Origin of the sequence: Arthrobacter sp. FW306-06-A (assembly GCF_021870055.1) — a bacterium.
Taxonomy (GTDB): domain Bacteria; phylum Actinomycetota; class Actinomycetes; order Actinomycetales; family Micrococcaceae; genus Arthrobacter.
Genome location: NZ_CP084552.1, coordinates 116,834 through 136,518, shown reverse-complemented (window position 1 = coordinate 136,518; position 19,685 = coordinate 116,834). Strand labels below are relative to the sequence as shown.

Here is a 19,685-nt window from a genome sequence, read left to right as displayed (position 1 = left end):
ACTTCCCCGCAACGCACCTCCCGCGTCTGTTGGATCACGGACGTGCCCCTTTCATCAGGGGATGATGGCAGCCGATTCCACGGAGTAGAGCCGGGCATAATTCAGGCACATGCTCACGCTTTCGTCGGCGGGGACCCGGTTGCCGGTGAGGGCTACCGGGTCGCGGATGGCAAGCCGGGGGCCGGCGGGCAGGAGGAGTGTTTCGCCATCGAGGCTGGTTCCTTCGGGGAAGATCAGCGTGTAATCATCCCCAGCCTCCGACTGCAGGATGACGCAGCCTGCCCCGTCCTTGGCCAGCGTGCCTCTGAGCTCCGCCTCAGGCCCGGAAGCGGAAGGCTGGCCGGAATGGACCACCACTTTCAGCCCGTCCGCGCCCTGCAGCATGGCGGTGGCAAGTTCCGGGGCGGCCGGCACCGGCCGGAAGGCGTAGCGGCTGGCGGCGCCGTCCGCAGGGTTCATGAGGAAGTCCACTCCCCGCGCCTGGTCGGTGTCCAGGTTCCGAGGTGCCGTTGTCGGCGGCGCTGACGGCTTCGCCTGCCCCTCCGGCGGGCCGCTGTACTCGCAGCCCGTCAGCGCGGCGAGTATCACTGCAGGAACCAGCCAAAACCGCACGAACCGCATCCGCTTCCCCCAGAGCTGACAGTGCTCCCAGCCTAGCCTCTCCGCGCCCTGGGCCGTGAGGAGTGCCGGTTGTCAGCCTCCGGGGCTACACTGAAACTATCGAACATATTTTCGAATAAAGGTGTGTTGTGGGCGTTATTGTCGGTCCCCGCGTGATAGACGCGGGTGCCTCGTTGTTCTCGGTGCTGATCTCGCCCGTGGCGGTGGCGGCGGGCTTTCCGTCGCCCGCACAGGACTACTTTGACGGCCGGATCGACCTGAACGCGCACCTGATCAAGGACATCACCAGCACCTTCGTGGTCCGCGTGACCGGTGACTCCATGGAGGGAGCGGGCATCAGTGACGGCGACGAACTGATCGTGAACCGGGCGTTGGAGCCCAAGGACGGATCCGTGGTGATCGCGGTGCTTGACGGCGAACTGACGGTCAAGCGCCTCCGCATCACCCGCACCGGGGTGCTGCTCCAGGCGGAAAACCCCAAGTACCCGGACATCCGTGTGCCCGCCCTGTCCGAGCTGACCGTCTGGGGCGTTGCCACCAGGTGCCTGCACCATGTTTGAGGCCGTGAAGGCTGGGAAGTCCCATGGCTAAGCCTATGGTGATGCGGCAGATGCCGCAGATCGCTCATGTGGACGTCAACTGCTTCTATGCCTCGGCCGAGCGCGCGTTCGACCCCTCCCTGGAGGGACGCCCGCTGGTGGTGCTGTCCAATAACGACGGGTGCGCGGTGACCCGCTCCCCCGAGGCGAAAGCCCTGGGCATCACCACCGGTGAACCCTGGTTCAAGCTCGCGCCGCGGGCCAAGGAGTGGGGCCTGGTGGCAAAGTCGAGCAACTATGAGCTGTACGGGGATATCAGCGCCCGTGTGATGGAACTGCTGGGCAGGTACTCGGCTTGGCTGGAGGTCTACAGCATTGATGAGGCATTTCTGGGCGTGAAGGGCGGCCCGGGAGAGCTGCTGGCCTTGGGCCGCAGGATGAAGGAGGCAGTCCGGCGGCACGTGGGCGTCCCGGTCTGCGTGGGCATTGCGCCCACCAAGACCCTGGCCAAGCTCTGCAATAAGTGGGCCAAGAACAATCCTGCTTTTGGCGGGGTCTGCCTTTGGGAGTCGGTCCCGGCAGACATGCGGGAGGCACTGATGGGCCGCCTGCCCGTGGATGAGATCTGGGGCATCGCCGGCCGGCTCACCAGGCGATTGAACGTCCTGGGGATCTTCACCGTCCTGGACCTGGTCCGCGCGGACCCCGTGGTGATCCGCGACAGGTTTTCCGTGGTCCTGATGCGCACCGTCCTGGAGCTGCGCGGCACCCCGTGCATCCCCATGGAGGAGGAACGGATTGGACGCGACCAGTTGATCTTCTCCCGCTCCTTCGCCACGCCTGTGACCACCACCGCAGGCCTTCGGGAGGTGCTCAGCATCTATGGGCAGCAGGCGAGCGCCAGGCTCTCAAAGCACGGGCTGCAGGCCAAGGTCCTGACGGCGTTCGCTGCCACTTCCCCGTTCCGGGACAACGAGCAGGCCTACCCCTCGGTATGCGTCTCACTGCCCATGCCCACGGCGGATCCGCTGCTGCTCACCAAGGCCGCGCACGCCCTGTTGCCCCACACCCGCGAAGGGCTGAAGTACGCCAAGGCGGGCCTGATGCTGACCGACCTGCGGCCCACGGGAAACCAGCCGCCGCTGGAGCCGTTCGAGAACCGGCATGAGGAACGCGGGATCGGGCCGCTGCTTGAGGACGTGAGCAGGCGTTTCGGGCGGGGTGCCATCGGATTGGGGCACGCGGGCATCAAGTCCGGTTTGGACTGGACCATGAAACGGGACATGCGCTCCCCCCGGTACACCACGCACTGGGACGAACTCCCCCTGGTCAAAGCGGCCTGAAAAGCAGCAGGTCCCGCCGCCGGCACAGTGCCAGCGGCGGGACCTCATTCCTGCATGGAAGTCTTAGTCCGGACGTTGCCCGCCTAGACGCGCTTCCGGGCTGTGACGAAGTGGAAGATCAGGACGACTACTGCAACGACCAAAAGAATGTGGATAAGGCCGCCGCCGATGTTCGCGAGCAGTCCGAGAAGCCAGAGAACAGCGATGATAATGGCGATCCAAAGCAACATGAGAGTCTCCTTGACTAGTTTTTCAAAATCCCCATGCGGGCCACGTACCCACCAAGGCGGCAGCTGAATCAATGCAGGCGAAACAGGAAAAGCAAGCGTCGATCGCATCCGCCGCCGATACCGGCTGCCTATCAGCCCGAACCAAGACGTCCCGGGACGAATTTTGACTTCCCGCTACGCCGCGTTGAGCCTGCGAGTCGCCCCGTGAACGCCTGCTACATGATCGATTGTCGGGCCGCCGGGCGCTCCGTAATCTCGTCTCAGCATCCGCCCCAGCAAAGGATTTACCCATGGCAAACCCGCAGGACAACAGTCCGCAGAACCAGCAAGGCTCCACCCGCATCGTCGCCGGCCAGTCCGCCAAACCCAACCGCTCGGTAGGCCTGAAGATTGGGATCGCGGCAGCCGTCCTGGCCCTCATTGGCGGGGGTGCCGCCGTCGCCTCCTCCGTTAACAGCGCCACCCCTGCCGCCACGCAGGAGACCGTCCCGTCCGGCAACCCCGCCGCCGAACTGAAGCTGGGCTACTTCGGGAACGTCACGCACGCCCCCGCACTGGTGGGCGTCAGCAACGGCTTCATCGCCGATGAACTCGGCAGCACCAAGCTCAGCACGCAGGTCTTCAACGCCGGCCCCGCAGCCATCGAAGCGCTGAACGCGGGCGCCATCGATGCCACCTACATCGGACCGAATCCGGCCATCAACTCGTTCGTCAAGAGCCAGGGCGAATCCGTCAACATCATCGCCGGCGCAGCCGCCGGTGGTGCGCAGCTGGTGGTCAAGCCGGAGATCAACTCCGCCGCGGACCTGAAGGGCAAGACCTTGGCTTCGCCGCAGCTTGGCGGCACGCAGGACGTGGCGCTCCGCGCCTGGCTTTCGTCCCAGGGATACAAGACAAACGTCGATGGCAGCGGCGACGTCGCCATCAACCCCACGGAGAACGCCCAGACCCTCAAGCTGTTCCAGGATGGAAAGCTCGACGGCGCGTGGTTGCCTGAGCCATGGGCCTCACGCCTGGTACTGACCGCCGGAGCCAAGGTACTGGTGGACGAAAAGGACCTGTGGGACGGTTCGCTGTCCGGCAAGCCGGGCGAGTTCCCCACCACCATCCTGATCGTGAACCGGAAATTCGCCGCGGACCACCCGGACACCGTCAAGGCCCTGCTGAAGGGCCACGTGAAATCGGTTGAGTGGCTGAACTCAGCGTCCACCAGTGAGAAGGCCACCGTCATCAACGCGGCACTGAAGGAAGCTGCCGGCGCCGAGCTCAAGCCCGACGTTATTGACCGCTCCTTGAAGAACATCGTCTTCACGGTGGACCCGCTGGCCGGGACCTACCAGAAGCTCCTGGCCGACGGCGTGACTGCCGGCACTACCAAGCAGGCCGACATCAACGGCATCTTCGACCTGCGGGCGCTCAACAGCGTGTCCGGCGACAAGACCTCGGCGGCGGGACTCGGCAAGGAGTAGCTCTCACCCCCATCCATTGCTGCGCTGATTTCTTGCGCAAATCCTGTGCTTTTCCGGCGCCAAGGCTGGAAAGCCCGCCGCTAGGCTGAGGGGGTTGCCCTGCGGCGGGCGGCGAAGGATTGGGGGTGCCGGTGCACGGTTTCGGGACAAACAGGGATTCGCTGTCGGAGGTCCCAGGCGGTTTTCTCCCACCCAACGTCCGCCGTTCCGCCAGCGGACGGATCCCGCAGTGGGCCATCGATGAAGCTCTTGGAAAGGCCGAGCCCCCGGCATCTTGGCGCAGTCCTGACCCTTCCCCGCCTGGCCGGCGGAAATTCCGGCGCCGGCCAAGGAAGCAACAGCGCCGGCCGAAGCGGTCGGTGCAGTTCAGGACGATGCTGGGAATCGCCGTCGTGGTCTGCCTGTATTTCACACCGACGCTCTTCGACCGCGTGGTCCTCCCTGTCGCTGCCCCGTACCTGCCCGGCGCGAAGGTGCCGCCGCCCGGCGTCGAGGCTGCTCCTTCTCCCCTCGGGACGCCACCGGCAAGCACCGGTTCCACTGCATTCGTGCTGCAGGAGTCGCCCAGGGCGGGACAGTCCCTAGTAGCGTACGATCCGTGCCGCCCCGTGCACTATGTTGTGCGTCCGGACAATGCCTTGCCGGGTGGAGATGCCCTGATCAGCGAAGCGGTGGCATCAGTTTCCCGTGCCTCCGGGCTGCAGTTCGTCTACGACGGACCCACTACGGAGGCGCCGGCCGATCAGCGGCAAGCTTTCCAGCCTGACCGCTACGGGAAGCGCTGGGCCCCAGTGCTGATCGCCTGGTCAACGCCGACGGAAACCCCCGATCTCGCGGGAAACGTGGCAGGCCTCGGCGGGAGCGGGTACGCGGAAGCCGTGGGGCAACCGCTGGTCCTTGCCGCCGGACAAATCAGCCTGGACGCCCCTGACCTCGCCGGCATCATGGCCAGCCGGGCGGACGGCGCCGCGGAAGTGCGGGCCATCATCATGCACGAACTCGGACACGTGCTGGGCCTGGCCCACGTCAACGATCCAAGCCAACTCATGTATGCCGAGAACAAGGGCGTGCAGGACTTCGCCGCCGGCGACCGGGCGGGGCTTGCGCTGCTGGGAAGCGGCCCCTGCGTGCCGCAGTTGTGACGCCCGCCGAAGAAGAACCCATCGATTGCTGCGTACATGCCCTTTTGAACCCTCAAAACGGCACTTAGGGAGCAGCCGATTCCGGCTTAGGCTTCCTTTTCGGCGCCGCGCTTTTCAACCCCGTGCAGCTCGGCGCGGGTGGGCGGGTTCGCGCCGGGACGGGAGACCGTGACCGCTGCCGCACGGGCAGCGTGCTCCAGGAGCTCAGCCAAGGCCTCGACGGGGAGTTCCCGCAGGTCCTGCCGGTTCTGCGCCCCGTCCAGCTCGCGGTCCACCAGGCCCGACAGCAGCGCCGCCATGAACGAGTCCCCCGCACCCACCGTGTCCGCCACTTCAACCTTGGGCGCGGGAACGGATGTTTCGCCGGCGCGGCATACACCCCAGGGGCCCTCCGCGCCGCGGGTCACCACCACCATTGCCGGTCCTTCGTCACCGCCCAGCGCCAGCCACTTTCGCGCCGAATCCAGCACGTCCTCCCCCGGGTATAGCCAGGCCAGGTCCTCGTCGGACGCCTTCACCACATCCGAAAGCGTGACGAACTTCTCCGCCTGCCCCCGCGCATAATCCACGTCCGTGATGATGCTGGGCCGGCAGTTCGGATCGAAGCTGATGGTGGCGGACGGGTGGGCGTATTCGACGGCAGCCAGCACCTCGGTGGCGCCCGGCTTCAGCATCGTGGCGATGGACCCCGTGTGCAGCAGCGTGGTGCCCTGCAGCATGAAGCCGAGCCGGTCCCCCATGCCGGGAAGCTCCCAGGCGAGATCGAACGTGTAGGTGGCCGCGCCGTCGTCGTCAATCAGCGCAGTGGCCACGCTGGTAGGCAAGTCATCCGGGGGTACCGGCAGCATCACCGAACTCGCCCGCAGGTGCGCTGCCACCGAATCCCCGTAGGCATCCCGGCCGTAGCGGCCGATGAACTGCACCGGATGGTCCAGCCGGGCCAGGCCCACTGCCACGTTTAGCGGGCTGCCGCCCACGTGGGCCTGAATTCCGGAGGCGCGCTGGACAACGTCAACAAGGCCTTCGCCGATCACTGTGAGCATGGTCATACTCTGCCAGAAATAGGCCGCTGCCAGCAGTTCGTGTCAGCGCAGCAGCCTGCCCACCAGTTCCCGGCACGTCACATAGGCTTCCGCGGTGACGTCGATCAGGGAGAAGTGATCGCCCGGCACCATGACGAGCTCCGCTGGCACAGGGCCCACGCTGCTGGCATCCACGTACGTTGTGGACATGCTCAGCGGCACGTCCACATCCTCCGCTGCGTGGAGGGCAATGACCGGGACGTCCAGCGGCAGGGCGGCCATAGGGTCAGCCATTCGGTGCCGCACGGGGAAGTCCGACGACGGTCCGCCCATCAGGTTGGCCACGGCTCCGTTGCTGAGGTTCAGGCGTTCGGCCTCGGCCAGGTTGAGGACGCCGGACTGGCTCACCACGCCGGTGAGGCGGACGCCCTCATTCTCCATCTGCAGGCCGTCCGCAGGCCCAAGCCCGCGCAACCGGTCCCTGCCTGCGGCCCACACTGCCAGGTGGCCGCCGGCCGAGTGGCCCAGCGCCACCACTTTGCCCAGGTCCAGTGCGTGCGGTTCCGCGAGCGCGGCGAGCTTGTCGATCCCAGCGAGGATGTCCTGGAAGGTGCCGGGCCAGCCCCCGCCGTTCCCGGCCCGCCGGTATTCCAGGTTCCAGGCGGCCATGCCGTGTTCGGCGAGGTCCTTCGCCAGCGGCTCCCCCAGTTCTGCCCCGTACTGCGAGCGCCAGTAACCGCCGTGAATCACCACCACTACGCCTCGGTGTTTCCCACCGGGTGGAAGGTCTGGCAGGAACAGTTCGCCCCACTGGTCGGGGTCCTGGCCGTAGTCATAGCGGTGGCGTTGCGTCACACTGGCCCACTTTAGCTGCCCGGTTCCGCGGAGATGCCGCGGACTTTCGGGGCCACGGCCGTGAAAACTGGGCCAGTTTGTGCGGTCCGCGGTTCCGTTGCCCTTGCATCGTTTAGCCTGAGGCCTTTGTGGGCACGCCTCCTGGTATGGAAAAGCCTGAAGTGACCACCCAGGAATCGACGGTTGAGGAATGGACGCGCGCGCTGGCGGAGTCAACGGGTTCGCCCGGCGGCGGGGCGGGCACGGGGCTGATGCTGGCGGTGGCGGCGTCGCTGACGTCGATGGTCGCCGGCTACAGCGGGGACGAGGGCGGCGAGCCGGACAGGATCCGGGAGCGCGCCCGTGCGCTGCGGCAGGAAGCCCTTCGACTGGCAGATGACGACGCCTCGGCGTCCAAGGCATTCGGTGCTGCCTTCCGGCTGGAGCCGGGGGACGAGCGGGACGAAGCAATCCGCCGCGCATCCGTGGAGGCCGCGGCTGCTTCCGCCGTCCTTGGCGAGCGGGCCATCGAAGCGATCGACGACCTCGCCTGGCTGGCGACCAATGGCAACCGTGCACTGGTAGCGGATGTCGTCGTCGCGTTCGGTGCCCTCCGCGCTGCCGTGGCGGGTGCACGCACCAATGTCAGTTTCGATCTCGGATCGCTCCGATCGGCCGGCACGGACCTGGAACAGGTCCGGGAGCAACACCCGGACCTGTGGGCGGCCGTCGAAAAACTCAACGCCGGGATGGACCGGATTGACGAACTTACCGCAGCCATTGATCACCGCGCTGCCCCTACGGATGCCATCTGACGCTGCCGCACCGCATTTGGACCTGCCACCTGACCTGTGCTTATGGTGGACAGCATTGCTTGCCGAAGCGCACCTGTGGGGAGGGGTACCAAGTGAAGTCCGAAAGCACTGCTTGGGCGTTCCTCCGGCCCCTCCTGCTCGCTGTGGCGGCAACTGCAGCCTGGATTGCCCTGTCGGCCGCGGGCGCGTCGGCTGACTCCTCACCCTCCCGCGACTTGCTTCCGGGGGTTTTGGATTCTGCCGCCGCCAACCTTACCCACCAGGGTAAAGATGCCCCGGAACCGGTGATGGCAGGGCCGGACGGCGGGAAGGCCACGGCCACGGCTTCCACGGTTGCTTCACTTGTTCCGGCGCCGTCCCTCCGCCCCGCCGCGGAGGAGGTCTCCGGCCTGGCCGAGGATGTTGTGCAGTCGGTTCCGGCGGCCAACGAGCTTGTGCCCTCGGGAACGGTAGCGGCTGTGGTGGATCCTGCAGTGGTTGCCGTGGATGGCATCGTGGACGGGACGGTGGGGGCTGCTGTTCCGCTGGCAGTTACCGTCCTGGCACCCCTGGACCCGGTCCTTGAACCGGCCCTTGAACCGGTCATCGACGCAATGCCCCTGCCCATCGCTGCCCCGGAAGCAGAGCCCGTCGCGGTCCTTCCCGTCACTACGGATGTCGCCGCGGCTCCCGCTCCGGAGCCCGCACCTGCCTCTCCCCCAGCTGCTGAACTGCCGCAGACCACCGGGGGCGTGACGGGTCCCGCGCAGTCCCCCGGATTGTTGCAAAGCACCAGCCCGGAAAGCCGCGTCCAGATGAAGCTTGCGGCCGTAACGCCGGTGCTTTTCAAGGCCGGCCCCGAAGACGAGCCATTCCGCACGCCGTGGGATGTTCCCCCTGCCGTGCCAAGTGCTGCCACGAGCGGAAGCAGCCTATCCGGTGGCAACGACCCGGCGGCTTCGGGCTGGACCAGCTCACCTCACTTCCCAGCCCCGGCAGCTGGGACGTCTGCCATCGGGGGCCCTTTGCTTACCGCCCCCTCTCCGGTGTCCTTCGACCCCGGCTCTTCACCTGACTAGTTAAGGCCCTCCCCGCGTCGCTTTCGCGCGGGCACGCGCCAGCTTCCGGGGTAAGCAGTAGCCCCAATTCAACTTTCAGGAGAATTCCCCATGATGCACCGCACCTTCCGCAGATGCCTGTTCGGTACCGCTTTCGCCGGCGGACTCTTGGCCTTCGGCGGTGTCGCAGCCAATGCAGCCGCTGCGGCAATGCCAGTGGGCTACTCCTCAACTCCATCAACGCTGGCCAACACGGGCGTGAACAGCGGCCTTTTGATAGTGGGCCTGTTGTTTCTTGCCTTTGGTGGACTGCTGACGCTGGTCCTGAGCCGCAAACGCCGCTGAGCGCACCCGCTGCTGCCGGGCGCGGCCTGCGTCATGAACTAAAGCCGGCAGAAGTAGCGTAGGGACAACACCCACAAACCAGGGAGGTCCCGCATGGCACGCGTCTTCATTACCGGATCCACCGACGGGCTGGGCCGGGCCGCCGCCGCCTCGCTCCTGCAGGACGGCCACGAGGTGATCGTGCACGCCCGTTCCTCCCACCGGCTCCCCGCGGTGCAGCACCTGCTGGACCGCGGGGCGCAGTGCGTCACCGGGGACCTCGCCAAGGCGGCGGAAGTCCGGGGGATCGCCGACCAGGTCAACGGGATCGGCGGCATTGACGCCGTCATCCACAACGCTGGTGTCCTGAACGGCGCCGCGCTGCTGCCAGTGAACGTGGTGGCACCTTACCTCCTGACGGCCCTCATTTCCGGCCCCCGCCGGCTCATCTACCTGAGCAGCGGCATGCACCGCGGCGGCGACACCGGCCTGGACGGCCTGGACTGGTCAGGACGGACGACGACGGCCTCCTACTCCACCACCAAGCTCCAGGTCACGGCACTGGCGGCAGCCGTGGCCCGGCTTTTTCCGAACGTCACCAGCAACGCGGTGGACCCCGGCTGGGTGCCCACGAGGATGGGCGGCCGGTCCGCACCGGACAGCCTGGAACTGGGCCACCGCACGCAGGAATGGCTGGCCACCAGCGACGACCTGGCGGCGCTGGCCAGCGGCGGCTACTGGTACCACCAGCGCCGGCAGACCCCGCACCCCGCCACCCAGGATCCCCAGTTCCAGGACGCCCTGCTGGACCGGCTCGCCGAGCACACCGGTGTCACGCTGGACGCTCTTACTTAGTGCCCCGCCCCCTCATCGATTGCTGAGTACTTGTCGTTCTCGAGCCTGAAAACGACAAGTAGTCAGCAATGGACGGGTGTAAAAGGTGCGGAGCGCTCAGACAAGGATGGCGAGGGGTGGGGGGTTAGGGCGTGCGGAGGCGGCGTTCGACGTCGGCCGCTTCCGGGTAGGCCGCCTGGGTGCCTTTGCGAGTGGTGGCCAGAGCCGCAGCAACCGAGGCGAAGGCTGCAGCGTCCGCGAGCGCATCACCGGCCGCCAGCCGAACAGCAACCGCACCGGTGAAGGCATCACCCGCCCCGGTGGTATCCACGGCCTGCACCTGCATGGGCTGGACAAATGCCACCCGGGAACCCGCCGAAGCCAGCGAGTCCAGCACAACGGAACCCTGCGAACCCAGCGTCACCAATACCTGCTGGATTCCCCGCTCAGAGAACCGAGACCGCACCGCATCCCACTCAGAGGCAGCGGCGCCGGCAGCGGGAACCGAAGAACCCAGGAACAGCGCGGCCTCATGCGCGTTCACCAGCAGGATGTCGGCCAACCCGGCCAGGGCTGACGGAATCTCCGCATACGGCGAGAGGTTCAGCAAGACTGTGGCGCCGGCGTCGTGCCCTGCCTGGGCGGCCGCAAGCACCGTGTCCATGCTGACTTCCAGGCAGAGGCTCACCACGGCGGCGCCCTCCATGACATCCGCGGCCTCGGCGACGTCCTTCGGAGACAGCGTGCCGTTGGCGCCTGCCGAGACAATGATGTTGTTCTCACCGCGGGCGTCCACGGCGATCACGGCAACACCTGTGGGTTCGCCCGAGGTCCGCACATGCCCCACATCCACGCCGGCCCCGGCCACCGAGGCCTCGAGCATGGCGCCGTTGGGATCCTCCCCCACTGCACCCACCAGGCTGACGTGGCCGCCCAGGCGCGCCGCGGCGACGGCCTGGTTGGCGCTCTTGCCACCCGGATTCACCGCGAACCCGTGGCCCTGGACCGTTTCGCCGGGCTGCGGGAGGCGGTCGCAGTAAATGGTGAGGTCGGCGTTGAGGGAGCCGACGACGACGATCCGGCCCACCCCGGAGGCTGCGGCACTCATGGTGCCACCTCGGCCTCAACCGGTTTGGGGATCAGCAGCGAGGCAGCGAACGCGGCCACAGTCAGCGCCAGGCCGACCACCACCACGGTCAGGTACGACGCCGCCGCATCGCCAAGGGCCGACGTCGCCACCAGCACGGCCGGCAGGATCAGGAAGCTCAGGCCCGCGCCGAGGTTGAAGGCGCCGGCGTTCATGCCGGGCAGGAAGCCGGGGTTGCCGGCGGGCGAGAGGACAACGCCGAGTCCGTTGAGCATGATGTTGACCGTACCGGCGTACATGATGCCCAGCAAGACCGTACCGGCGATCATCATCGGCAGGCTGTGAAGCCCAAGGAACCCGATGATGGCGAGCGCGGCGATGCTGCCAAGGAGCCCGATGCGCAGCACCTTGGTGTAGCCAAGGACCGGGGCCAGCTTCCCGCTCAGCGGTCCTACAATCCAGCCGAGCAGGGCGTACGGGGTGAGGATGATTAGCGACATCTCGGTGGGTCCCACGCCAAACCCCGGGGAGGCGGCCTGGACGTAGGCGGGGACGATGCCGTTGATCACGGCGAAGATGCCGGTCATGGTCAGCGTGGTGGTCAGCAGCGGCGCCCAGGTGGCGCGCTGGCGGAGGTGGACCGTTTCCACCATGGGCTGGGCCGCACGCTGCTCGGTTCGCCAGAAGGCAAGGAACGCGACGGCGGCCACGAGCACCAGTGCCAGGCTCAGCACCAGCACGCCTGGGTTAAATCCGGCCACCAGCTTGGAGCCTTCGTTCAGGGCGGTCAGGAGGGCGCCCACGGCCACCACGATGAAGAACACGCCCAGCCAGTCCATCCGGGTGCCGGCGGCAGGCTTGCTTTCGGCGGCGAGGAGCAGGATGAGGGCGGTGGCCGCGACGGCGAGGACCACCATGAGCCAGAAGATGCTGCGGAAGCCGAAGTGCTCTGCGAAGTAGCCGCCCACGAAGGAGTCCACGCCCGCCACGCCGCCGTTGACGGCAGTAATAAGGCCCATCAGCGTGCCGTACTTGCGCGGGTTGCTGACGGCCGAGCGCAGCATGATGAGGCAGAGCGGGACGGTGGGGCCGCTGACACCCTGGATGATGCGGCCCACGAACAGCCACGTGATGTCCGGGGCAAGGGCGGCGATGACAGAACCCACCGCCATGAGCACCATCATGCCCACCAGGACCTTCTTGCGGCCCACGATGTCGCTCAAGCGCGGCAGGAACAGGGAGAAGAGCGCGGCAGCGGTGAAGAACCATGTCTGCGAAAGCCCGATCAGGGCCTGGTCCGCCTTGAGTTTCTGGCCCATGGTCACCAGGGCAGGGCTGAGCATGGAGGCGTTGAGCTGGAAGGCCACGCAGGCGGCCAGCAGGGCGGTCATGAGGGCGGCGATGTTGCCGCGGCCGGTCTTGGTTTCAGCCAGGGTTGCGGTCGTCATTTACTTGACCCCTCCGGCGGTGAGGTGGGCACTGTCCGGGCGTACGACGTCGGCTGCCCCGCCTTGGGTGCGGGCCGCACCAACGTGCGTGCCGCCGTCGTCCGCGTTGCCTTTGTTGGTTTTGTCGCCGGCGCCCGGCTCGCCGATCCTGACCAGCGCGTCGGTGACGAGGTCCCAGAAGCGCGCGTGGTCCAGGTCCACGGCCACGCTGGTGTGGCAGTCGGCGGGGGCGGGGGCGCGGAAGTCGGCGACGGTCATGCCCAGGGTGAGCGTTCCGGTCAGTTCGATGTTCACGGGGACCTTGCGGGTGCTGACGATGCTGGGGTCGATCACGTAGGCGACGGCACAGGGATCGTGGACGGGCGGGTAGTCGAAGCCCTGGGCGTCCTTGTAGGCATGCGCGAAGAAGTCCATCAGCTCGGTGACGAACTTTGCAGGCTTCGTGCCGATGGCGGCGATCTTTTCCACCACGTCCGGGGTGGCCAGCGCCTGGTGGGTGAGGTCCAGGCCCACCATGACCACCGGCCACTTCTCGTTGAAGACGATGTGCGCGGCCTCAGGGTCGATGATGATGTTGAACTCGGCCACGGCGCTCCAGTTGCCCACGTGGTAGCCGCCACCCATGAGGACAACTTCCTTGACGCGTTCGACGATTCGCGGTTCCTTGCGGGCGGCCATGGCGATGTTGGTCAGGCCGGCGGTGGGGACGAGTGTGACGGTGCCGGGCTCGTGCGCCATGACGGTGTCGATGATGAGGTCGACGGCGTGCCGCGGGTCCAGCTCGATGGTGGACTCGGGCAGGGCCGGGCCGTCCATGCCCGAGTCGCCGTGGATGTCCGGCGCGGTTTCGATGCTCCGGACCAGGGGGCGCGGGCAGCCGGCGGCGAAGGGGACGCCGGTGATGCCGGCGATGGTGCCCACGGCCAGGGCGTTGCGGGTGACTTTTTCGAGGGTCTGGTTGCCCACCACGGTGGTGACGGCCAGCAGTTCGATGTTGGGGTTGCCGTGCGCCAGCAGGAGGGCCACGGCGTCATCGTGGCCGGGGTCGCAGTCCAGGATGATCTTCCTGGGTTCTTGCTGGTTCGTTTGCGGATTTGGTTCCACGATGGTTCTCCACGTCATTGGGGCCTGCCTTTGGGGCAGGGGCTTCTGTCTTCCGGGAGCGATCATGGCAGGATTACGTGGCGTGCGTCAAACGCTTAACGTTGGTCGGGTATCAGCGCACGTCAAACGCTTGACGCCTTGCCCTCTCTAGTTGGTCCACCGGCGGATAGGATCGAGGTATGGATTCCGGCAAACAGGTGCAGCAGCGCGCGCGGCCAAGGCGGGTGACGGCGGCGATGGTCGCCGCCCGGGCCGGGGTGTCGGTGGCAACGGTGTCCCTGGTGGCCAACGGCAAGACGGCGGGCCGCGTCTCGGAGGACAACATTTCCCGGGTGCGCGATGCCATCTCCGAGCTGGGCTACGTGGTGGATGGGATCGGCAGCTCGCTGGCCAAAGGCGTCAGTTCCATCGTGATTTTGGTTGCGCCGGATATTTCCAACCCGTTCTTCGCCAAGGTGATCGGCGGGGTGCGCGAATCCTTGGGGCCCAGTTACCAGCTGCTGCTTTCCGTCACGGATTCGGGCGAGTTCCCCAAGGCCGACGACGTCCGGAAGCTGATGTCCCTCCGTCCCGCCGGGCTTTTGGTGGACGCGCCGAACGCAGGTTTCCTGGCCGATCTCTCGATTGCCGGGCCGCTGGTCCTGCTGGACGCGCCCGGCCTTGAATCGCTGGCCCCGGCCGTCAACCTGGACGTCGCGCAGGGGGCCCGGGAGTTGGCCTCCCACCTCGCCGCCGCTGGCCACCGACGGGTGGCCTACCTTGACAGTGTCACCGGGACGGAAACCTTCGCGATCCGCCGCGAGGCATTCCTGGCCGAGGCCACTGCACTGGGCATGTCTGTGGATGCGAACCACATGCCTGCCACCACCATCGACGTCGGCGAGGCGGCGGCCGCCTTCGCCGCAGCGTGGCCGGACTGGCAGAGCGAGGGGGTGACCGCCGTCGTCTGCGCCACTGATACGCATGCCTATGGCGTGCTGCAGGAAGCACGCGTGGCGGGGGTCCGGATTCCGGAGGAGCTGGCGGTGGCCGGGTTCGACGACCTCCCGTACTCCGCCACCAGCAGCCCCGGCCTGACCAGCGTGCACCTGCCGGCCAAGCTGCTGGGCCTCAAAGCCGGGGAACAGCTGCGCCGGCTAATGGAGGGCCAGGAGCTGGAGCAGGAGGAGCTGACGCTGGAAAGCTCGCTGGTGGTGCGCGGGTCCACATCGCCGGCCGCAACGTAAGGGCTTTTTGACCGGCTCGTGTCGGACCCCGGCCGTAAGCTGGGATCATGCCGAGTAACTGGGAAAGCCTGGACGCCCCGCTGCGCGAGTCTGTGCAGCACAACGTGGAGATCTATGAACGCGTCCGGCCTGCCCTGAAGCTTGTCACCCGCGACGTCCTGCTGACCCTGCGCGGCATGCTGAAGGACAGCGAGGTGACGCCGCTGTTCGTCACCGGCCGCACAAAGACGGTGGAGTCCTTCAAGGAGAAGATTTCCCGCACCGAGGAACCGCTGGAGCCGGGCGGCCGGCGGCTGCTGAAATTCCCGGACCCGTTCCGCACGCTGAATGACATGGTGGGCATCCGGGTCATCACCAAGCTGCCCGCGGAAAACGCCGTGGTGGCCAACATCATCAAGCGGCAGCGCCAGGTTTTCGATTGCCGCGGGGACCGCGAGAAGGACATCGGTTCCATCGAGTCCGGCACCTACGGTTACTCCAGCCGGCACCTGATCCTGCGGAGCATCCAGAACGAGGCCGTCAAGGAATACCAGCAGGTCTTCAACCCGGACGCGCAGCCCAACGGCAGCTACTTTTTCGAGTGCCAGATCCGCACCATCTTCGCCCATGCCTGGAGCGAGATCGAGCATGACATCCGCTTCAAGGCCGAGGATCCCCGCGCCTGGACGCCACACTTCGACCGGCAGTTCACCGCCACCGCTGCCATGCTGGAGACGGTGGAAACCGCCTTCGCCGACCTGCACGAGCGGTATGAGGAAGTCCGCAGCTACTGGGACATGGACGGCGAGGGGGCAGCCCCCCTCACGCCCAACCGGATCCGCGACGTCTGGCGAACGCTGCTCCCCCACGTTGACCGGAAAGTGGACGATGACTGGGGCTGGGCCGCCGAACTGCTCGCTGCACACGACCTGAACCAGACCATGCAGCTGGCCGGGCTCCTGAATGCCAACCGGATCACCGAGGTCCGCAAGGCCCTGGACCACCGCTACTCCCCCGGCCCGGACCGGCTCCTGGACGACCTCCTCCTCTGGCAGTACGGCACCAGGCATGTGGACCTCACCGCAGAAGCGCCCGACGTCGTCCCGCACCCGCGGCGCGACAGCCTCCTGCGGCGGCTGCGGCAGATCGAGCGGTACCGGCTGACGAACAAGTAGATGGCTTTGGGCGTGCGCCTGGTCCTGTCCGGGTCCGGTGCCGTGGGACGGGCGTTTGTTGACTCCGTTTTGGAGCAGGATTCCTTGTTGCAGGTTGCCGCGGTCCGGGGTCACGGGACGGAGGTTCTCCTTGCGCCCGGCTGCCCAGTGCCGGAGCGCTCTTCCTGGGGGCCTCTGCGGCCAATCGAGGAGACTCTTACCCTTACCCGGGCTGACATCCTGGTCCAGGCGCTGCCTTCTTCACCCGAGGCCCACGCGCGTGTCCTGCACGAGGCGATTGCTGCGTTGAGGAGCGGCGTCGATGTGGTGACGGCGACGAAGAGCCATGTACTCAGCCATTGGCGGGACCTTGAGCGTGCAGCTGGCCAAGGCGGGGGCCGGATCCGCATTTCCGGGGCCACCGGCGCTGCACTTCCCGCTGCCGACATGGCCCGCGTTGCGCTGAGGGGGATGGGCTGTACCGGCGTACGGGCTTGCCCCAACGGCACGTCGACGTTCATCCTGGATGAGCTTTCCGCTGGCACCGGGCTTGAGGCGGCGGTGTCGGAAGCACAGCGGCGGGGCGTTGCGGAGGCAGACCCTTCCGCGGACCTGTCCGGACAGGATGCAGCCACCAAGGTGCGGCTGATCGCCGGACTCCTGTGGGACTGGGACGTTTCCCGGATTGCGGTGGAAACGGAGCCAATCGACTCCACCACCCCCGCCAGGGCGTTGGCTGCCACTGGGAACGGCCTGCGCCTCCGCGGCGTTGCCAGGGCGTCCCTGGACCGGCCCATGGTGGTCAGCGTGCAGTTGGAAGCTGTGCCGCCCGGCGACCCGCTGTTCTCCCTCACTGGTCCGGAAAAGGCCATGGTCTTCAGCTGCCCCGAGGCCGGGGACATCACTGTGCAAGGAGGCCGCTCCAGTCCGAAGGGCGCGGCGCTGGCGATGCTGAAGGACGTACTTAACCTGGCCGGGTCAAAGCTGGGCGGTTTCCGCTAGCCGTAGGCGCCCTTTTCATCAGCGACGCACCCCTGTCCCCGACGAACAGCCAAAAGGTCCAACAGCGCAAAATGTGGTGCCTCGGTTCTGTCGTCGGAAATGTTATCGACGAGATGGCCCCGGGTTCCAAAATCCCGGCATGGGACTCTGGCGGCCAAACCGCAGCAAGCGTAGCGTCGAGCAGAGAGCCGCCATGGTCAAGAAACAGGGGCCCGATGGCCCCTGGCCAGCGGTTGTCGAGTTCCCAAGGAGACAGGTAATGGCGGGGTGGAACGCTGATACGGCAGCCGGACCTTTAGGGGCTGGAACTGTCACCCTGGTGGAAGGTTCGTCCTTCTGCATCTCCATGCCCAACGGAGATATCAATCCAGCGCATCCCCATGGCCTGTTCGTCCAGGACACCCGTTATGTTTCCAAATGGGCCCTGACAGTGAACGGGCTGCCGCTGGAGCCGCTCACTGCCGAGCTTAAGGAACCCTACCGGGCCCTTTTCGCCGGCCGTATTCCGCGTTCTGACGGCTATGCGGACAGCCCCCTGATCGTGGAACGGCTGCGTGAGGTGGGTGAAGGCATCCGGGAACAAGTCACCATCCGCAATTTCTCCCTTGAACCCATCGAATGCACTCTGCAGCTGGTGGTTGGCTCGGACTTCGCTGACCTCTTCGAAGTCAAGGAAGCCAGGATCCGGAGGCAATGGGAAGAGCTCCGGCACGCTGACGCGGGCATGCTGGCGATCCGTGGCAGGTGGAAGGACGTCCAAAAGGACATCGCATTCAATGCTCCCGGTGCGGACGTGACGCCGGAAACCATCACATACCGGGCCATCGTCCAGCCAAGGTCGGAATGGTCCACACTCATCAGCGCCGTACCGGCCACCGGGAAGTCAGGTCCGGCAAGCTTCAGCCACTCGGGGGGCGGGCTGTCCCCAAGTGACCGGCGCCGCCGGGAGTGGGTGGCAAGGATCCCGATGCTGCGGATGGGAAACCCGGCTATCGAGCGCACCCTCCGTCGCAGCTATGACGATCTGGGCGCTCTCCGGATCGAGGACCCGAACCATCCGGACCGGGTGGTGGTGGCAGCCGGGGCGCCATGGTTCATGACCATCTTCGGCCGCGATTCGCTCTGGGCCTCAGAGATGGCGCTTCCGGTCGACCCCTCCCTTGCACTGGGCACCCTGCAAACCCTTGCCGACCGCCAGGGAAGCGTGGTTGATCCAGTAAGTGAAGAGGAACCGGGGAAGATCCTCCACGAAGTCCGGCTGGATGTCTCCAGTGGGCTGTCACTCGGAGGAAAATCCACGTACTACGGCAGCGTGGACGCCACCCCTTTGTTCGTCGACGTTCTGGGCGCTGTCAGCCGCTGGGGCTTCGCAAAGGAAACCATCAACGCCCTGCTGCCCCACGCGGACCGCGCCCTGGACTGGATCCGCGACTTCGGCGACAAGGACGGTGACGGGTTCGTCGAATACCAGCGGCTCAACCCCAACGGGCTGGTCAACCAGGGGTGGAAGGACTCGTGGGACGGGATCAATTTCGCGGACGGACGGCTAGCCGAACCTCCCATCGCGCTGTGCGAAGTCCAGGCATATGTCTACGCTGCATACCTGGCCAGGGCCTGGATGGCATACGACGACGGCGATGATGGGCTCGGAGCCGCATATGCGGACCGCGCAGCGGTCCTGAAGAAGCGGTTCAACGAGGAGTTCTGGATCCCGGAGCGGGGCTATTACGCCATTGCCCTCGACGGTCACAAGCAAAAGGTCGACGCGTGCGCCTCCAACATGGGCCACTGTCTGTGGCTGGGCCTGGTGGACGACGACAAAGCTGCGGAAGTGGCCGGGCACCTGATGTCACCCGAAATGTTCAGCGGCTGGGGCGTCCGCACGCTGGCAAGCAACATGGGCGCCTATAACCCTGCCAGCTACCACAACGGCTCAGTATGGCCCCACGACAACGCCATCATCCAGGCAGGCCTGGTCCGCTACGGGTTCGTGGAAGAAGCGCAGCGGATCTCCACCGCGCTGCTGGAGGCAGCTGAATTTTCCGGTGGCCGGCTACCGGAGCTTTTTTGCGGGTTCAGCCGCGATCAATTTGCCGAACCCGTCCCCTACCCCACCGCCTGCTCGCCCCAGGCATGGGCGGCGACCTCGCCGATCCTGCTGCTGACCAGCCTGATGCGCTACGACGCCCATGTTTCCCGCGGCGGAGTCTGGATGGACCCGGTGCTGCCAAAATCCTACGGCGACCTGCAGATCACCAATGCACCGCTGGCTGGCGGACGCGTCACGATCAACATCAGGGACTCTGTCCCCAGCATGGACGGGCTTCCGGAGGGCATGGCGTTCCACCGCGGCCACCGCCCCTGGATTACCGAACTCGTAGAACAAGCCGACCACCGCAGCAAGAGCTGACCAGGCCGCGAGGTCAACCCTGAAGGAAGTCCTATTTCACGAACCGGGCCCCTGAACACCGGCCC

The 19,685-nt window shown here is 66.5% G+C and carries 19 protein-coding genes; 12 read left to right on the top strand and 7 right to left on the bottom strand.

Features of this window, described 5'->3' with window-relative positions; all coding sequences use genetic code 11:
- Positions 1-54 precede the first annotated feature (54 nt).
- Positions 55-612 (bottom strand): hypothetical protein, encoded by a 558-nt coding sequence (locus LFT49_RS00665; protein WP_237429404.1) that lies wholly within the window; start codon positions 610-612, stop codon positions 55-57.
- Between the two features lie 137 nt (positions 613-749).
- Here LFT49_RS00665 and LFT49_RS00660 point away from each other — a divergent pair, with 137 nt between their 5' ends.
- Together LFT49_RS00660 and LFT49_RS00655 are read left to right on the top strand one after the other, a co-directional pair.
- Positions 750-1,181 carry a LexA family protein gene (locus LFT49_RS00660; protein ID WP_237429403.1) on the top strand — a complete coding sequence of 144 codons (432 nt, stop codon included), beginning with the start codon at positions 750-752 and terminating at the stop codon, positions 1,179-1,181.
- 23 nt (positions 1,182-1,204) lie between these two features.
- Positions 1,205-2,503: a Y-family DNA polymerase gene (locus tag LFT49_RS00655; protein ID WP_236820953.1), complete on the top strand. Its 1,299-nt coding sequence runs from the start codon at positions 1,205-1,207 to the stop codon at positions 2,501-2,503.
- Positions 2,504-2,586: 83 nt separating this feature from the next.
- Here LFT49_RS00655 and LFT49_RS00650 read toward each other — a convergent pair whose 3' ends face one another.
- Entirely contained in the window at positions 2,587-2,733 is a 147-nt protein-coding gene (locus tag LFT49_RS00650) for a lmo0937 family membrane protein (protein WP_236800501.1), read from the bottom strand.
- A 290-nt stretch (positions 2,734-3,023) separates the two neighbouring features.
- On the opposite strand from LFT49_RS00650, the gene LFT49_RS00645 reads away from it, so the two are divergent.
- Positions 3,024-4,202: an ABC transporter substrate-binding protein gene (locus LFT49_RS00645; RefSeq protein WP_237429402.1), complete on the top strand. Its 1,179-nt coding sequence runs from the start codon at positions 3,024-3,026 to the stop codon at positions 4,200-4,202.
- 359 nt (positions 4,203-4,561) lie between these two features.
- A complete protein-coding gene (locus tag LFT49_RS00640; RefSeq protein WP_237429401.1) occupies positions 4,562-5,344 on the top strand; it encodes a matrixin family metalloprotease in 783 nt (260 codons plus the stop codon).
- 86 nt (positions 5,345-5,430) lie between these two features.
- On the opposite strand, the gene LFT49_RS00635 is transcribed toward LFT49_RS00640, so the two are convergent.
- Positions 5,431-6,387 carry a carbohydrate kinase family protein gene (locus LFT49_RS00635; protein WP_236820946.1) on the bottom strand — a complete coding sequence of 319 codons (957 nt, stop codon included), beginning with the start codon at positions 6,385-6,387 and terminating at the stop codon, positions 5,431-5,433.
- A gap of 42 nt (positions 6,388-6,429) precedes the next feature.
- Positions 6,430-7,221: an alpha/beta hydrolase gene (locus tag LFT49_RS00630; protein ID WP_237429400.1), complete on the bottom strand. Its 792-nt coding sequence runs from the start codon at positions 7,219-7,221 to the stop codon at positions 6,430-6,432.
- Positions 7,222-7,367: 146 nt separating this feature from the next.
- Here LFT49_RS00630 and LFT49_RS00625 point away from each other — a divergent pair, with 146 nt between their 5' ends.
- The 4 genes from LFT49_RS00625 (at position 7,368) to LFT49_RS00610 (ending at position 10,231) form a co-directional block, all read left to right on the top strand.
- Positions 7,368-8,015: a cyclodeaminase/cyclohydrolase family protein gene (locus LFT49_RS00625; RefSeq protein ID WP_237429399.1), complete on the top strand. Its 648-nt coding sequence runs from the start codon at positions 7,368-7,370 to the stop codon at positions 8,013-8,015.
- A gap of 92 nt (positions 8,016-8,107) precedes the next feature.
- Entirely contained in the window at positions 8,108-9,073 is a 966-nt protein-coding gene (locus LFT49_RS00620; protein WP_237429398.1) for a hypothetical protein, read from the top strand.
- A 90-nt stretch (positions 9,074-9,163) separates the two neighbouring features.
- Complete coding sequence (locus LFT49_RS00615) at positions 9,164-9,397, top strand: hypothetical protein (RefSeq protein ID WP_236800495.1); 234 nt, start codon at positions 9,164-9,166, stop codon at positions 9,395-9,397.
- A 93-nt stretch (positions 9,398-9,490) separates the two neighbouring features.
- Positions 9,491-10,231, top strand: coding sequence for an SDR family NAD(P)-dependent oxidoreductase (locus LFT49_RS00610; RefSeq protein WP_237429397.1), 741 nt, complete (start codon positions 9,491-9,493; stop codon positions 10,229-10,231).
- Between the two features lie 124 nt (positions 10,232-10,355).
- Here the strand turns inward: LFT49_RS00610 and LFT49_RS00605 are convergent, their stop codons facing one another.
- The 3 genes from LFT49_RS00605 to uriH are packed head-to-tail and all read right to left on the bottom strand — an operon-like array spanning position 10,356 to position 13,867.
- Entirely contained in the window at positions 10,356-11,318 is a 963-nt protein-coding gene (locus LFT49_RS00605; protein WP_237429396.1) for a ribokinase, read from the bottom strand.
- Positions 11,315-12,745, bottom strand: a complete 1,431-nt coding sequence (gene uriT, locus LFT49_RS00600) for a uridine transporter UriT (RefSeq protein ID WP_237429395.1) — start codon at positions 12,743-12,745, stop codon at positions 11,315-11,317. Before uriT ends, LFT49_RS00605 begins: the two co-directional genes overlap by 4 nt.
- Positions 12,746-13,867 (bottom strand): uridine-preferring nucleoside hydrolase UriH, encoded by a 1,122-nt coding sequence (gene uriH / locus LFT49_RS00595; protein ID WP_237429394.1) that lies wholly within the window; start codon positions 13,865-13,867, stop codon positions 12,746-12,748. It lies immediately after the preceding gene.
- Positions 13,868-14,085: 218 nt separating this feature from the next.
- Here uriH and LFT49_RS00590 point away from each other — a divergent pair, with 218 nt between their 5' ends.
- The 4 genes from LFT49_RS00590 (at position 14,086) to LFT49_RS00575 (ending at position 19,620) form a co-directional block, all read left to right on the top strand.
- Positions 14,086-15,075 carry a LacI family DNA-binding transcriptional regulator gene (locus LFT49_RS00590; protein ID WP_442863741.1) on the top strand — a complete coding sequence of 330 codons (990 nt, stop codon included), beginning with the start codon at positions 14,086-14,088 and terminating at the stop codon, positions 15,073-15,075.
- A gap of 47 nt (positions 15,076-15,122) precedes the next feature.
- Positions 15,123-16,229, top strand: a complete 1,107-nt coding sequence (locus LFT49_RS00585) for a GTP pyrophosphokinase (protein ID WP_237429392.1) — start codon at positions 15,123-15,125, stop codon at positions 16,227-16,229.
- Positions 16,230-17,210: a hypothetical protein gene (locus tag LFT49_RS00580; protein WP_237429391.1), complete on the top strand. Its 981-nt coding sequence runs from the start codon at positions 16,230-16,232 to the stop codon at positions 17,208-17,210.
- Between the two features lie 259 nt (positions 17,211-17,469).
- Complete coding sequence (locus tag LFT49_RS00575; protein ID WP_237429390.1) at positions 17,470-19,620, top strand: amylo-alpha-1,6-glucosidase; 2,151 nt, start codon at positions 17,470-17,472, stop codon at positions 19,618-19,620.
- Positions 19,621-19,685 lie beyond the last annotated feature (65 nt).

Bases quoted from the DNA above. Each gene is read 5' to 3' on its own strand.
- LFT49_RS00590 (WP_442863741.1), top strand. From the start codon at position 14,086: ATGGTCGCCGCCCGGGCCGGGGTGTCGGTGGCAACGGTGTCCCTGGTG.
- uriT (WP_237429395.1), bottom strand. From the start codon at position 12,745: ATGACGACCGCAACCCTGGCTGAAACCAAGACCGGCCGCGGCAACATC.
- LFT49_RS00635 (WP_236820946.1), bottom strand. From the start codon at position 6,387: ATGCTCACAGTGATCGGCGAAGGCCTTGTTGACGTTGTCCAGCGCGCC.
- LFT49_RS00610 (WP_237429397.1), top strand. From the start codon at position 9,491: ATGGCACGCGTCTTCATTACCGGATCCACCGACGGGCTGGGCCGGGCC.
- LFT49_RS00625 (WP_237429399.1), top strand. From the start codon at position 7,368: ATGGAAAAGCCTGAAGTGACCACCCAGGAATCGACGGTTGAGGAATGG.
- LFT49_RS00655 (WP_236820953.1), top strand. From the start codon at position 1,205: ATGGCTAAGCCTATGGTGATGCGGCAGATGCCGCAGATCGCTCATGTG.
- LFT49_RS00650 (WP_236800501.1), bottom strand. From the start codon at position 2,733: ATGTTGCTTTGGATCGCCATTATCATCGCTGTTCTCTGGCTTCTCGGA.
- LFT49_RS00575 (WP_237429390.1), top strand. From the start codon at position 17,470: ATGGCGGGGTGGAACGCTGATACGGCAGCCGGACCTTTAGGGGCTGGA.
- LFT49_RS00580 (WP_237429391.1), top strand. From the start codon at position 16,230: ATGGCTTTGGGCGTGCGCCTGGTCCTGTCCGGGTCCGGTGCCGTGGGA.
- LFT49_RS00645 (WP_237429402.1), top strand. From the start codon at position 3,024: ATGGCAAACCCGCAGGACAACAGTCCGCAGAACCAGCAAGGCTCCACC.
- LFT49_RS00615 (WP_236800495.1), top strand. From the start codon at position 9,164: ATGATGCACCGCACCTTCCGCAGATGCCTGTTCGGTACCGCTTTCGCC.
- LFT49_RS00585 (WP_237429392.1), top strand. From the start codon at position 15,123: ATGCCGAGTAACTGGGAAAGCCTGGACGCCCCGCTGCGCGAGTCTGTG.
- uriH (WP_237429394.1), bottom strand. From the start codon at position 13,867: ATGACGTGGAGAACCATCGTGGAACCAAATCCGCAAACGAACCAGCAA.
- LFT49_RS00605 (WP_237429396.1), bottom strand. From the start codon at position 11,318: ATGAGTGCCGCAGCCTCCGGGGTGGGCCGGATCGTCGTCGTCGGCTCC.